Genomic DNA, 14650 nt, shown 5'->3' on the forward strand with positions numbered 1-14650 from the left:
CCGGTCGAGTTCTTCCAGCATCTGCAGGGGGACCCAGCTGGGTGGCATGGTGCGCCACGGCTGCTTGTTGGGGTCGGTGAATTCCGGTCGCCGTCGTTTTCTGCTCATGACACGATTTTACCGGCCGCCACCGACAGTCTGGTCGCCGATTTTGTTTCTGTGGATAAGAAACGGACCACCTAAACGCCCCTGTGGAGAACTCCTCTTTCAAAGCGCGTGCTCTGGTCCGGTATTCAACTCATTGTTTTCTTCCAAGTCGGTATTGAGTGGGGCGTTGCTGGCCGCGGTGACGCCCTCGGCGACCAGCCAGTACGACAGCGGACCAGCCCGCCGAACGTGGTGGTGTACACGGTGGCAGCGGCTCGGGTGCGTTGTTATTTGGTGAGCCAGCGGTCCAGTTCGGTGAGGACGTTTTCGATGGCTGGGCGCAGTGCGTCGGCTAGTTCGGCTGGGTTCTGGCCTTCGTGGATGCGGCGGCCGGATTCGCTGATGAGGATCTGGAACACGCCGGCCAGTGCGATGCCCTGCAGCCGGGCGATCTCCGGTGCGATCGGGGTTGTGTCGCTGATGGCCGCGGCCAGCGCGGTGGCGAGGCGGTCGGTGAGTTCCAGCGCCAGCCGGTGGACGGTGGGGCTGATGGTGGCCAGGTAGCCGAGCGTGCCGCGGGCGGCTGCTGGCGGCATCTCGGAGCTGTCCGGCAGGGTCCGCAGGATGAAGTCCCGGATGGCGGCGGCGGGGCTGGTGCCGGCCGGGCGAGTACGGATCAGGTCGCTGAGCTGGTCCTGTATCTGCTGCTCGCGGTCGGTGACCAGCTGTTCCTTGGTCGGGAAGTAGTTGTAGAGCGTCTGCTCGGCGACCTCGGCCGCGCGCGCGATCTCGCTGACCGTCACCGCCTCGTACCCCCGCTCGGCGAACAGCCGCGCCGCGGTGTCGGCGATGTGCCGATGTGTACGAGCTTTCTTGAGGTCACGAAGTCCGGTACGAGCCATGCGTGAAAGTGTATCAAGCCACAAGTTTGGGGTGAACTCTAAGAATGGAGTAAGGTCTGGATCATCAGCTCGGTACGGAGGGACGAACTCATGAAGGCAGCACAGTTCAGCCGGTTCGGCGGCCCAGAGGTTCTGGAGATCGTCGACCTTCCGGATCCGCACGCGGGTCCCGGCCAGGTCCGGGTCGCCGTACGGGCCGCTGGCGTCAACGCGAGCGACTGGAAGAAGCGCCAGGGCCTGATGGATCAGGAGCTTCCCCAGACGATGGGGTACGAGGTGGCCGGCATCGTCGACGAGCTCGGCGAAGGCGTCACGAAGGTCGATATCGGTGATCGGGTCTTCGGATTCAGCACCGAAGGCCCCGCACAGGCCGAGCTGGCGGTGCTGTCCTTCTACGCACCGATCCCGGCATCGCTCGACTTCGCCGCGGCCGCCGCGTTGCCGGTCGCGGTGGAGACGGCCGCGCGGGCGCTCGACCAGCTCGGGGTCCGGAACGGCAACACACTGCTCGTCAACGGCGCTTCTGGAAGCATCGGCCGCGCCGCCGTCTCCTTCGCGGTGGCGCGTGGCGCACGCGCGATCGGCACCTGCGGCGCGGCCAACCACGAGGTCGTACGGTCATGCGGCGGCGAACCCGTCACGTACGGAGACGGCATGGTGCAGCGGGTCCGCGCGCTCGCGCCGGACGGCGTCGATCTGGCGCTCGATGTCGCGGGCAACGGGGTCCTACCCGATCTCATCGACCTCGCCGGGGGCCCGGAGCACGTCGTCACGATCGCCGATTTCGCTGGCGCGGAGCAGTACGGCGTGCGCTTCAGCAGGGGCGACGCCGGCCGCGCCCTCTACACGCTCGACCAGATCGGTGACCTCATCGAGTCCGGCGGATTCTCCGTGCCGGTAGGAGCGACGTTCCCGCTGACCGACATCGCGGAGGCACACCGTGCCGGCGAGACCGGTCAGGTCGGCGGAAAGCTCGTCCTGCTGGTCGGAGGTTCGCGATGACCGCTCGTCTCTCGCTGCCCGACGACCGGGTGATGATTCTCGGCGCGTTGGACCTGGAACGTACGCCAGCCGGTGTACGCCCGCGGCGGCTGCCGGCGTGGACCCGGCCGCGGCTGTCCGACAGTCGGATGGATCTGGTCGTCTCGCAAGCCGCGGGGGTCCGGCTGCGGCTGCGTACGGCAGCGCGGTCGTTGGCGTTGGGCGTACACGTGACCGTGTCGGTGATGCCCGACGGGGAACTGCCGGCGTCGTTCGACCTCGCCGTCGATGGCACCGTGCTCGCCCGCGTGCGAGCCAAGGCCGGCGATGTGCTGACCCTCGGCCCCGAACGCGCTGACGCCCGGCTGACCCCTGGTCCCGCCGAGATCGTACGTTTCGACGATCTGCCGGCCGGGGAGAAGGACGTCGAGATCTGGTTGCCACATAGCGCGACGGTTGAGCTGCGTACGCTCGAAACCGACGCGCCACTGCTCGTACCGACCCCGCCGTCCGGCCGAGCCTGGGTGCACTACGGCTCCTCGATCAGCCACGGCCTGGAAGCAATCGCCCCGACCCTGACCTGGCCGGCCATCGCGGCGCTGACGACCGGCGCAGCGCTGACCAACCTCGGATTCGCCGGCAACGCCGTACTCGACCCGGAGGTCGCTCGCGCCATTCGGGACAGCCCTGCCGACCTGGTCTCACTCAAGGTCGGGATCAACCTCATCGGGGAAGCGTCGATGCGCGAACGCACCTTCGTGCCGGCCGTCCACGGATTCCTGGACACGATCCGCGAGGGCCACCCGACGACCCCGATCGTGCTTATCTCGCCGACCGCCTTTCGCGACCGGGATGCCACCACCGGGACCGAGGTGGACTCCGGGACGCTGACCCAAACCAGCGTTCGTACGCTGCTGGCCAAGATCGTCGACCTCCGTGCGGACCCGGCGCTGCACTACCTGGACGGGCGCGAACTCCTCGGACCGGACGAAGCCAGCGCGCTGCCCGACGGCGTACACCCCGACGCGGCCGCCCACCTGCGCATGGGCGACCGAGCCGGCCGGCTGATTTTGCTTCCCTACTTGCGATAAACGCGCCCGGGTTCAGATCAGAACGCTGGGTTGTCGTGGTAAGTCCAGCTCGCGTAGCTGTTGTTCGAGTGATAGGTCACCTTGTTGCCGGAGTTGCCGCCGACGCTGGCGACGATGAGTTTGCTCCCGGACCTGGTCACCCCGACGACGACCTCCACGTGGTGGCCAGTGGACTGCACGGCCACGTCACCGACCTTCGGCGTACTGACCCTCGTCCACTTCCGCCACGAAGCCGCGGCCGGATAGCCGCTGGGAGCCGAGCCGCCGGCCTTGACCATAACCCAGGCGGCGAAGTCGCCGCACCATTCCTCGCAGCGGGTGGTGTACGGGTTGCAGTTGCTGCCCCATTCCTTCATGCCGTTCTGGCTCCGGGCGATGCAGCTGATTTCGGCGCCACTAACGCCGGTTTTCACGCAGGGCTTGGCCAACCGGGCCGCTTTCTGCGCCGGCGTTTCGGCCGCCGGCGCGGCGACCACCCGCGTCGTGGTCGGTGCGGCGGCCTGGGCGGGAATGGCGCTGGCAGCGAACGCACCCATGACGCCTACGGCCACCATCAGTCCGAGCAGCTTTCGATGGAGCATGTCATCTCCTTCCGGCGGAGGCGGGATTGCCTCTGACAGAGCTCGATGGTCGCGATGGCTCCTAATAAGTCTCTAATTTCTCACTATGTACTGGGCCGGCTGAGTAGCTGTTGCGTAGCGCCGGTGTATCGGCGCAGGTCAGGGGCTTTCTGGTGCCCTTTCCAGGTATTGGCTGGTTTCGTAACCTACGTCTGCTCGGGTGAAGGGCATTCCAGAATTCTCTTTTGACGGGGGTGGAACGATGGTGCGTACGCTGACCGGTCTCCAGATTGCCGCGATGGCTGGTGTTCTTGCTATGCCGGTGATGGCGAGTACGACCGCGGTCGTACGTCCGAGCGATGTGCCGCCGCCGGCGTCGGGCCGGACACTGACGGTCGGTCCCGGTGCGCAGTATGCGACACCGCAAGCGGCCGCGAATGCCGCCGCGCCCGGCGACAACGTGCAGATCGCGGCCGGAACGTACAGCGGTGGGCTGTCCATCAAGACGAACGGCTCGTCCGGAATGTATGTCACGTTCTACGGTTCGGGCGGTACGGCCGTCATCACCGGCTCGGGCGGTAGCAAGGGCCTGGTCGCCGTCGGTAACCATTCATGGCAGCGTTTTATTGGGTTAACGTCCAAGGGTTCGAGCGGCTTCGGTGTGATGGCCAACGGTGCGCACGACCTGGTTTTCCAGGACTTCGGCGTCGACGGATCCCAGGACGGCGGCCTGGTAGCGCTCAACACGAAAAACACTCTGGTCGACGGATGCGACATTCACGGCACCAACGCGCGTGGCACGTCAGCCGACCACGAAGCGCTGACCCTCGGTCAGGGGTCGAGCAACCTCGAGGTCAGAAACACCAAAGTGCATGACAATGGCGAAGAAGGCATTGACGTCAAGTACGACGACAACGCCCAGGCCAAAATCCATGACAACGTCGTCACCGGAAACCGCGGCCCGAACATCTATGTGGACGGCTCGTCGCACGTACAGATCTACAACAACGTCTCCACTGGCACGAAAAACAACACCAAGGCCGGCATCATGCTCGCGGTGGAGGAATGCTCGTCCAGCCGCAAGACCGACGACGTGCAGGTTTACAACAACGTCCTGGCGAACAACGCGGCGGCCGGGCTGGATTTTTGGATTGAGTCCAGCGGCACGATATCCAATATCCATGCGGTGAACAACACGTTCTACGGCAACAAAAAAGGTGCGGTCGGGTTTGATGCCGATTCCTTCGGCGGCCAGAACATCCTGCGCAACAACGTCTACGCGGAAGGCGCGGTTTCCCACCCAAGCTTCGCCAGCGACCACAATCTCACCGGCGACCCCGGTTTCGTCAACCCGCAGGCCGGCGACTTCCACCTGAGTGACGGTTCCCGTCCCATCGATGCCGGCTCGGCCACCGACGCACCCGCCTTCGACCTGGAGAACCACCCCCGACCGGCCGGCGCCGGCTACGACATCGGTGCGTACGAGCGCTAAACCCGCCAACCCAGACAGCGCCACCCCAGACAGCGCCAACCCAGACCGTGCCAACCCAGACCCTGCCAAGGGGAGACCCGAAATGTTGATCCAACCCAAGCGCCAAAGATGGATGAGACTCCGCGGCGCGGCGGTGGTCCTGGTGATGGCCGGCTCGGCCCTGGTGGCGCCTCCCGCGGTGGCACAAGCGGACCCGCCCCCGGACACCTCGGTGAACTACGCGTACGACGCGGCCGGCCGGTTGGCCGGGGTCACCCAGCAGCAGTCCGGCTCGGCCGGATACCGCTACGACCCGAACGGGAATCTCACCACGATCCATCGGCAGGCCGCCTCCGCCTTGTCGGTGCTGAGCGTGGTCCCGGCCGCCGGGTCCAGCGGCCAGACGGTGACGCTGCACGGCGCCGGCTTCGTGTTGCCTGCCAGCGAAAATACGGTCCTGTTCGGCGAGACCGCGGCGACCGTGACCGCGGCGACACCGACCACTCTCACGGTCACCGTGCCGGACGGCGCGACCTCGGGGGCGGTCACCGTGACCACCTCGGCAGGATCGGCCACGAGCCGGGAATCCTTCACCGTACGCGCGAACGCCGGGTCGTTGGCGGTCTCCGATGTGTCGCCAACGAGAGGTGGCGCGGGTACGACGGTGACCATTTCCGGCGCCGGGTTCGACCCGGACGCGGCGCTGGATGCGGTCAGTTTTGGCCACACCAGGGCACAGGTCACCGCCGCGACCGCGACCGCATTGACGGTGACCGTGCCGGAGACGGCCGGCTCAGGTCCGGTCACGGTGGCCGCCGGCGGGCGGTCCGCCCCGTCGCCGGCGCCGTTCCTGGTGGTGCCCAGCGCGCTGGACCCGGCGGACAAGGCGGTTGACGCCACCGTTGCCGTGGACGGCCCGTCGACCACGGTTTCCCTTCCCAGCAAGGACAAATACGCGCTCGTACGGTTCGACGGCAGCCGCGGTCAGCGGCTCAGCCTCGGAGCGAGCGGCGGCACCGTGGCGTACAGCGCGTGGGTGGAGCTTTTCGACCCGTACGGCGCCGGGTTCGGCCGCGACGAGTACGACCTCGGCCGCTGGATTGACCAGCTGAACGGCGCGTACGACCTGCCGCCGCTGCCGGTGAGTGGCACCTACCAGATCATGGTCACGCCGGACGTGGACAACGTCGGTCCGGTGACGCTGACGCTTTCCAGCAAGACCACCGGCAGCCTGGTCGTCGATGGCGCTGGCAGCGTCGCGCGGTTCGACCGGCCGGGCCAGGAGACCGAGCTTTCGTTACCGGTAACCAAAGGACAGCAGGTCGATCTCGGGTTCGACCAGGCCACGTTCCCGAAGGGGAACACCACCACCGTCACCGTCCGCGAGCCCAACGGCACCCCGGTGCTCTGGGATTCCGACGGCGCGACCTCCGGGTTTCCGCAAACCAACGGCCCGGGTTACTACGTTCTGAACCCGGCCGAGACCGGCACCTACACCGTCGTACTCGCATCCAAGGATCCCCAGCCCGGCTCGTTCCGGGTCGTCGCGTCGAGCCTGCAGCAGGGCGGCGCGTTGGCACTGGGCACCGCCGTGACGGCCACCATCGCCCGCCCGGGGCAGCAGGAGACCTTCACCTACGCGGGCACCATCAACGAGGAGCTCGGTCTCGACGTTTCTGGCATCACAGCAACAAAATATGTGCCCAACGTGACGGTCGCCGGCCCGGACGGCGCGGTGCTGTTCGCCGGCCAACTCAACGGACACCGGGACCTGCCACCGCTGACCGCCACCGGGATCTATCGAGTGACCGTCCACACGTACTCGTCGCCCGGGTCGGCGACGCTGCGCCTCGCGACCCGTCCGGTTTCCACCAGCATCAGCCCGACCGGTCCGACCGTCGTGTCCACCATCGCCAGCAAAGGAGGCACCGCGCAGTTGACGTTCCCCGCAACCAAGGGAGTGCCATTGACATTCGCTTACCACCACTGGGGCTTTGGGTCCTCGGTGACCCTGCACGCGGAGGTGCTCGATCCCAACGGGGATGAGGAGGATGAGTACGACGGCCTCGCCGACGTTTCCACCTTCGCCTTCACTCCCGATCGCACCGGCCAATACCGGGTGCAGCTGACCGCTGACGGCGGCAAGAGCACCGGATCGGTGTCGGTCACGCTGTCCGGTGAGGTGGCCGCCGGCGCGCTCGACCTCGGCGTCGAGACGCCTTTGTCCGCCAGCCGGCCCGGTCAACCCAGCCGCTTCACTTTCGCTGGTACGAAAGGACAAAAACTCAGCTTTGTGCTGGGTACGAACACGTTCAACTACTACCTGCCGATCACCATAAAGCGGCCGGACGGACAGACGCTGTGGAATGACTCGGCGTGGTCCGCGGTCGACCTCGACGCGCTTCCGCAGACAGGCACGTACCAAGTCGTCGTGGCACCTTTCGGTGAGACCGGTTCCGGGCAGGTCAGGATCGCGCCAACGGTGGTGTTCCCGGCGGCCACCATCGGTGGCGCCAAAGCGAGCCTCGCCGTGGGCCTGCTCGGTGGTGTCGTCCAGACGACCTTCACCGCCAAGGCCAATGAAGGAGTCTCGCTGGGGGTCTCCGGCTCGGACTTCACCACACCGGTGGCGTTCCGGGTCCTCGGGCCCGACGGGTCGATCCAGTCCGACAGCTCCATGGGCACCGGCAGCTTCGCCGACTTCAACGCGCCCAAGGACGGCACCTACCGGCTGATGATGGAACCGCTGGACGGTGACTACGGCTCGCTGTGGATCACTCTTTCCGATCAGGTCAACGAGGGGAGCATCAGCCTCACCTCCGCGAAGACCCTGACTCTCGGGCGGACTGGCCAAACCCACTATGTGAGCTTCAAGGGCAACGACGGGCAGAAGCTCGAGCTCTCGTTCGCCAAGATGACCACTCGCAGCCGCCCGTGGGTGGGCGTGTCGACGCCGGCCGGCGACACTCTCATCTCGGCCAGCGGGGATGCCAATCCGGTCGTCCTGCCCACGTTGCCGGCGGACGGTACGTACTGGATCTACCTCAATCCGTACAACGGACCTGGGTCTGTGACGATCACGCTGGCGGCTTCGGCGTCAGCGTCGGCGGCCACTCGTACGAGTGATCCAGCACGCAACGGCGTCCACTCACCGGCCCCGCTCCCCGGGAAAGCCAAACCCATACTCCGGACAAGGCCAAAAGGTGGGCACGTGACCCGCGGACTGGCTGCCAAGCCGGTCGCGCTGGCGTCGAAGAAGGCGCCCACCGTACGAAGCCAGCCGGGCGTCCATAAGGACATCCAGCATGGTCTGCGGCCGGCCTGCGCGACCTGCTCCGGTGGGACTCCACCGCCGCCGGGCACCGGGCCGCCGCCGGGTGGCAACGTCGCTGGCGGCGACCCGGTCGACCTCGCCACCGGGCTGCTTATCGACACCGAGACCGACCTGACGGTGCCGGACACGATCCCGCTGACGGTTGCCCGGACGTACCGGCAGAACGACAGCGGCATCCACGACTTCGGGGTCGGGGACAGCGGGGGATACAACCTCTTCCTCTATGCGCCGCATGGCGCCACCTCCAGCCAGCTGGTGTTGGCCGACGGCGGCCGGATTTCCTTCCAGCGGCTCACTCCCGGTGGCAGCCGCCCGTACGACTATGCCGACGCGGTGTTCACCGCGACTCCCACGCCGACGAAGTACGCGGGCGCGGTGATGGCGTGGAACGGCGACGGCTTCGACGTACGGCTGCTCGACGGCACGACGCTGGTGTTCGGCGAGAACGCGCCGCTGCAGGCGATCCGCGACCGCTACGGCAACACGGTGACCATCACCCGCGGACCCGGCACCGCCGACCAGGACACCGGGTTCGGGCTGTCCAACGGCCCGGTCACCCAGGTCACCGCCCCGCACGGCCGCTGGGTGCGGTTCACCTACGACGCGCTCAACCGGACCACCGCCGCCATCGACAACACCGGTCGTACGGTCAGCTACGGCTACGACTCGCACGGCCATCTGGCGACCGTCACCGACCCCACCGGCGGGGTGTCCTCGTACACGTACGACAGCAACGGCCGGATGGCCACCGCCGCGAACCATCGAGGTCAGGTGTATCTGACCAACACGTACGACTCATACGGGCGGGTCAGCAAGCAGGTGCTTGGTGATGGCGGCACCTATCAGTTCGCGTACACGCTGGATGCCGCCGAGCGGCTCACCGAGACCCGGATGACCGACCAACTCGGCACGGTCCACCAGTACATCTTCAACAAGACCGGGTATCTGACCAGCTACACGACCGGCTACGGGAACTCGCTGGCGCAGACCGTCACTGTCGTACGCGACCCGGTGTCCAACCAGCCGACCAGCTACACCGACGCCCTCGGCCGTCGTACCGACCTGACCTACGACGCGTACGGGTCCCCGATCACCCGCGTAGAGCTGGCGGGCACGTCGGCGGCGCGTACCGAGAAACAGGTCTATGACGGGCCGTTCCACCAGCTCAGCCAGTCGATCGACGCAATGGGCCAGTCGACCACGTACGCCTACCGGCCGGACGGATCCCTCGCCACCGTGACCGACCCGCTGTCCCGCGTCACCACGTCCCAGACGAACGCGGACGGTCAGGTCACCGGCGTCACCGACCCGCTCGGGCACCGCACCTCCACGACCTACCTGCTCGGCGACCAGGTGGCGATCACCGACGCGACCGGCCGGGCGATCCGCCGCAGCGTCGACGCGGCCGGCTGGGTCGACGTCACCACCGACCCGCTCGGCGCGGCTACCGTGGTCACCCACGACGCCGCCGGCCGGGTGCTGGCCAGCACCAACCCGCTCGGGCAGCACACGACCATCGGTTACGACGCGGACGGGAACGCCACGAAGTTCACCGATCCGAGCGGCCACAGCACGACCTACACCTTCGACGCCGAGAATCACTCGACCGCGATGACCGATCCGCTCTCGCATGCCAGCAGCTACTCGTACGACCCGGCGGGAAACCTGACCAGCACCACAACCGCCAGCGGGAAGGTGACCAAGCAGGAATACGACGCGCTGGGACGGCTTCGGACGACCCGCTATTCCGACAGCACCATCACCTACACATATGACGCCGGCAACCGGGTGGTGTCCGTCGCCGACTCGAAAAACGGCACGGTCAGCAATGTCTACGACGGGTCTGACCACAAGACTCGCGTGACCACACCGGCCGGCCGGATCGACTACACGTACGACACCGACGGCAACCGCGTCTCGATGACCGTCGCGGGCCAACAGCCGGTGAGCTACACCCTTGACGCCGCTGGCGAACTCACCGATGAGGCGCAGGGCTCGAACGCCGTCAGCATCGCGTACGACGGTGCCGGGCGACGCACTTCGGTCACCCTTCCCGACAGTGTCGTGCAGAGTTACACGTACGACTCGGCCAACGAGATCACCGGCATCGGATATGGCCGCAACGGCACCAATATCGGCGACCTGACCTACGCGTACGACCAGAGCGGGCAGGTGTCCAGTGTCGGCGGCAGTTTCGCCAGGACGACCATCCCGCAGGAGTACGGCCCGGCCACGTACGACGCCGGCAACGAACTCAGCAAGGTCGGCGACACGGCCTATTCGTACGACAAGGATGGCAATCTGCTGTCCAACGGCACCACCAGTTACGTCTGGAATTCGCGTGGCCAGCTCGCCAGCAGCGCGTCCGGCGCAGCGACGACGACGTACGGCTATGACGCACTCGGCCGTCGTACGAGCAAGGGTGCCGCCAACTATTTGTTCGATGGCGCGAACGTTGTCGAGGAACTGTCCGGAAGCACGGTGACGGCGACGAGAATGACTGGCGGTGTCGACGAGGTTTTCGCTCGTACGGCCGCGGGATCGACCCGGTCGTTGCTCACCGACCGGCTCAACAGCACGGTCGCCGTCGCCGACGGTTCCGGCGGCGTCACCGGGCAATACACGTACGAACCGTTCGGGGCCACCACCGCGACCGGGGACGATGGTGGCAATGCGACCCGGTTCACCGGACGGGACGACGATGGCTCCGGGCAGTATTTCAACCGGGCGCGCTATTACACGACGGCCGACCAGCGGTTCCTCAGCGCGGACCCGACCGGTTTGGCCGGCGGAGACACGAATGTCTACGCGTACACCGGAAACCGGCCCACCACCTCGGTCGACCCGCTCGGACTCAGCGCGCAACAGGCCGGTGGGTTCGACCTGCTCGGCTGGTTGGGCAGCGTCTGGCAGAACGTTGTCTGGAACAACAAATCCTGGTGGGAAATCGGACTCGGTGCCGCGGCGATCATCGGGACCGCAGTCGCCGCGGTGGTGACCGCACCCGCCTGGGCTCCCGTCGCCGCCGTCGCGGGCGCTATCGCCACCGGCGCCACCGTCGCCGGCCTGCTCTTGGGCGCGGCGGACACCGCGGTCGCCTGCAGCAACGGTGAACGCCTCAGTTGCGGCGCCGGAATCGCGGGCGTCGCACTTGCCGGAGAAGGGGCGCTTATCGACAGGCTCGGAGAGAAATTCCTGGAATCGCTTGGCAGTGCGGCCGGTCACGAGGTGGGCAGCACTGGACCAGCGCTGTCGAACGTGTGGAACTGGGGCTCCATTGGATTCACCGGAATCGGCGGATTCGTCCCGAACCCTGAGCATGAGTAGATTTCGGAGACAGCTATGCGAAAAATCGCCCTCGTACCAGTCGTCGTCGCCAGCGTCGTGGCTTTCGCCGCACCGGCAAATGCCGCCGCCAGCCTGCCGGCCAGCTACGACCTGTCGCAGTACGCTCCGGTCGCGGGCGAACAGGGTTCCGTCGTCGACTCCTGCTCGTCCTGGGCCACCGGATACACCGGTTTCGGTCTGCTGATGAAGGAACAGGGAATCGCCGGCGGCTCGATGGCGCCGATGTATGTCTACGCCCAGATTGTGAAGGGCCGCAACGTGAACACGTCGATCACCACCAATTTGCAAATCCAGAAAGACCAGGGAATCGACACTCGCGCCGACTACCCGCAGGGCGACTACGACTACACGACTCAGCCGACCGCCGCCCAACGCGCGAACGCGGGGCATTACAGAATTTCGTCGTACGACATCGTTTCCCTGGACGACAACCTGAAAACAACCATCGAGACAGCGGTTTCGCATGGCTATGCGGTCGTCATCGGATTTCGGGTCCGGCAGAGTTTCGACTCCCTGAACCCGGAAAACGACGCGTACACGCCGGGGGAGAACGGCACCGACCCGATCGAAGGCGGACATTCGGTCGTTGTCGTCGGGTACGACAGCAACGGCATCAAGTTCGAGAATGCCTGGGGCGCGGACTGGGGCGCCAACGGATTCGCCACCGCTTCATGGGATTTCGTCATGTCCAGCGACATCGACTCGGTGCACGTCATGCACAAACTCGTGACCGGCTGAACTCGATATTTTACCAAGAAAGCTCACTACGACATCCCCGTCTTGGCAGTAGACGTGCTTGACCCAGCGACAAGCTACTGCACAGTTTCGTGAAGTCCGCGGCGGTGTAGGTTGATCCGCGGTCGGTGTGGAAAATGACCCCGTCGACGGCCCTGCCGCGGGCAGCGACGGCCATCCGGATCGCCGCGCAGGCCAGCTCGGCGTCCGGGTGGATGCCGGTGGCCGCGCCCAACACCCGCCGGGAGAACAGGTCGATCGCGGTCGCCAGGTAGAGTTTCCCCTCGTCAGTCACGATTTCGGTCATGTCACCGACCCACTGCAGGTTCGGCGCGGTGGCGGTGAAGTCCCGGTTGAGCAGGTCCGGGAAGATCGGCGCGGCTTTGTCCGGTCGGGTCAGGCCCTTGCGGCGTTTCTTGTTCCTGGCCACCAGATTCTGCGTCGCCATCGAGTCAGCCACGGTGTTCTCCCCAACCCGCCACCCGGCCTCCACCAGCTCGACGTGCACCCGCGGCGACCCGTACGTGGTCGCCAGACTCCTCGAACACGTCCTTGACCGCCGCGTCCAGGCGCTCACGGCGAGCCTGCGCCGGCGGCCGGTCGCGCCACTTGTAGAACCAGGACTGCGACACGTCCGCTGAACCTCAGCCCGGCGTGTCAGGCCGAAAACACCGTTCGTGGCACAGTCCCGAAGCCTCGTTAGAACGGTGGTGGTGGGTATTCGTCGTTGGGTGTGACGTCGTACGTACGTCCGGTGGGGCTTGTCCACAGGAAACGTCCTGGTGTTGGTTGGGTGACGGTCCAGCCGTGTTCTTTGATGTCGTTGTGGAATTTGCAGGCTGGTCCGGTGCTGTCGTACGCCGTTTTGCCTTCCGGGTCGCGGAAAGGGATGGTGTGGTCGAACTCGCACGTCGCCGCAGGTCGGTTGCAGGCGGGGCCGCAGCATCGTTGGTCGCGTGCGTTCACCAAGTCCCGTAGCGCCTTGGTCGGCCGATAGCGCGTACGGCCATGGTCGATCACCACACCACTGACGGGATCGGTGAGGATCCGATACCACTCACTGTTTTCGTCGCCGGCGAGTTCGCGGGCGCGTTGCGCGGTCATCGGGCCGTAACCACTAAGGATTGCGGGATTGTCGTCCAGGCCCATCAGCGTGGTGGCGTCGACGCGGAGTTCGATTTTGGTGCGTACGTTGCTCGGCACACCCAGACAGAGGTCGGTGAGGGCGTCGGCGCGGAGGGCGTCCATGGTGCGGGTTTCGTCTTTGGTTTTGAGGCTGCGGGCGATGGTGTCGATGATGCGGTAGATCGCTTCGGCTGATTCGGCGGGCAGGAACGCGCCCAGCAGAGCCATCCCGTCTTCGCAGGGTTGTTTTTCGACTCGCCTCTCGGAGACGAGCTTTTTGCGGCGGGTTTCGGCGGCTGCTGGGTCGATTTTGATGACCTCCCGCCGGGCCCTGTCTCGGATCGATCGAGGCGTCTTGGAGTCCGCGCCGGGCAGCACCGTCTCTTCGACTTTCCGAGCGTCCTCGGGTGAGAGGTGGCCGACCTGGTCCGCGAACGTGAATGCCTTGCGCAGGTCAAGGTCGCCGTGAGACATCCCGGCCATAGTGCCCGGCAGCTCATGGACGAGTTGGTACGCCAAGTTCAGTCGTTTCTGGGCCGCGGACACGCTCCAGGTCAGCGATGCGGCGATTTCACCAGCAGCGTACTTAGAGAAAGGTGCGCCAACGGCGGGTCGGGCGTTGGTGAAGCGGTCCATGAACCGCATCTGCATCGCCTGCGTATACGAAATCACCTTGTCCAGTGTCTCGACCGCGGCGAGCGCGGTGTCAGCGTCGGCTCGGCCGTACCGGTCGAGTTCTTCCAGCATTTGCAGGGGGACCCAGCTGGGTGGCATGGTGCGCCACGGCTGTTTGTTGGGGTCGGTGAATTCCGGTCGCCGTCGTTTTCTGCTCATGACCCAATTTTACTGGCTGCCACCGACAGTCGGGCTGCCAGTTTTCGTTTCTGTGGATAAGAAACGGACCACTTAACCCTGGTGGAAAACTCTTGCTTCAGAGCACGCTCTGGGCGTGTCATGCCAAGTGTGTAAGCCGGAGGTGTACCAAGATCGACTGGCCTGTTGGTTGGTCGGAAGGG

Annotated in this window: 10 protein-coding genes; 5 read left to right on the top strand and 5 right to left on the bottom strand. The window is 66.0% G+C overall.

Going from position 1 to position 14650, the window contains the following annotated elements:
* Positions 1-374: 374 nt before the first annotated feature.
* Positions 375-989 (bottom strand): TetR/AcrR family transcriptional regulator, encoded by a 615-nt coding sequence (locus tag ABD301_RS41275; RefSeq protein WP_163573783.1) that lies wholly within the window; start codon positions 987-989, stop codon positions 375-377.
* Between the two features lie 90 nt (positions 990-1079).
* Between ABD301_RS41275 and ABD301_RS41280 the strand changes: the two genes are divergently transcribed.
* Both ABD301_RS41280 and ABD301_RS41285 read left to right on the top strand, forming a co-directional pair.
* The gene (locus tag ABD301_RS41280) at positions 1080-1991 is read left to right on the top strand and encodes an NADP-dependent oxidoreductase (protein WP_344315465.1); all 912 of its coding nucleotides are present in this window, start codon (positions 1080-1082) and stop codon (positions 1989-1991) included.
* Positions 1988-3061 carry an SGNH/GDSL hydrolase family protein gene (locus ABD301_RS41285; protein WP_344315466.1) on the top strand — a complete coding sequence of 358 codons (1074 nt, stop codon included), beginning with the start codon at positions 1988-1990 and terminating at the stop codon, positions 3059-3061. Before ABD301_RS41280 ends, ABD301_RS41285 begins: the two co-directional genes overlap by 4 nt.
* 17 nt (positions 3062-3078) lie before the next feature.
* Here ABD301_RS41285 and ABD301_RS41290 read toward each other — a convergent pair whose 3' ends face one another.
* The gene (locus ABD301_RS41290; protein WP_163573782.1) at positions 3079-3642 is read right to left on the bottom strand and encodes a CHAP domain-containing protein; all 564 of its coding nucleotides are present in this window, start codon (positions 3640-3642) and stop codon (positions 3079-3081) included.
* A 241-nt stretch (positions 3643-3883) separates the two neighbouring features.
* Here ABD301_RS41290 and ABD301_RS41295 point away from each other — a divergent pair, with 241 nt between their 5' ends.
* The 3 genes from ABD301_RS41295 to ABD301_RS41305 all read left to right on the top strand — a co-directional run bounded on the left by ABD301_RS41295 (position 3884) and on the right by ABD301_RS41305 (position 12512).
* Positions 3884-5113, top strand: a complete 1230-nt coding sequence (locus tag ABD301_RS41295) for a right-handed parallel beta-helix repeat-containing protein (RefSeq protein WP_344315467.1) — start codon at positions 3884-3886, stop codon at positions 5111-5113.
* 112 nt (positions 5114-5225) lie between these two features.
* On the top strand, positions 5226-11753 hold the full coding sequence (locus ABD301_RS41300) for an IPT/TIG domain-containing protein (protein ID WP_344315468.1): 6528 nt from the start codon (positions 5226-5228) through the stop codon (positions 11751-11753).
* A gap of 15 nt (positions 11754-11768) precedes the next feature.
* Positions 11769-12512, top strand: coding sequence for a C1 family peptidase (locus tag ABD301_RS41305; protein ID WP_344315470.1), 744 nt, complete (start codon positions 11769-11771; stop codon positions 12510-12512).
* A gap of 10 nt (positions 12513-12522) precedes the next feature.
* On the opposite strand, the gene ABD301_RS41310 is transcribed toward ABD301_RS41305, so the two are convergent.
* From ABD301_RS41310 to ABD301_RS41320, 3 genes are all read right to left on the bottom strand, one after another.
* On the bottom strand, positions 12523-13017 hold the full coding sequence (locus tag ABD301_RS41310; RefSeq protein WP_344315471.1) for a DDE-type integrase/transposase/recombinase: 495 nt from the start codon (positions 13015-13017) through the stop codon (positions 12523-12525).
* Positions 12962-13141: a hypothetical protein gene (locus ABD301_RS41315; RefSeq protein ID WP_344315472.1), complete on the bottom strand. Its 180-nt coding sequence runs from the start codon at positions 13139-13141 to the stop codon at positions 12962-12964. The genes ABD301_RS41310 and ABD301_RS41315 overlap by 56 nt, the downstream gene beginning before the upstream one ends.
* A 67-nt stretch (positions 13142-13208) precedes the next feature.
* A complete protein-coding gene (locus ABD301_RS41320) occupies positions 13209-14468 on the bottom strand; it encodes a DUF222 domain-containing protein (RefSeq protein WP_344315473.1) in 1260 nt (419 codons plus the stop codon).
* Between the last annotated feature and the right edge of the window lie 182 nt (positions 14469-14650).

The organism is Fodinicola feengrottensis, from assembly GCF_039530045.1.
Classification (GTDB): Bacteria; Actinomycetota; Actinomycetes; order Mycobacteriales; family HKI-0501; genus Fodinicola; species Fodinicola feengrottensis.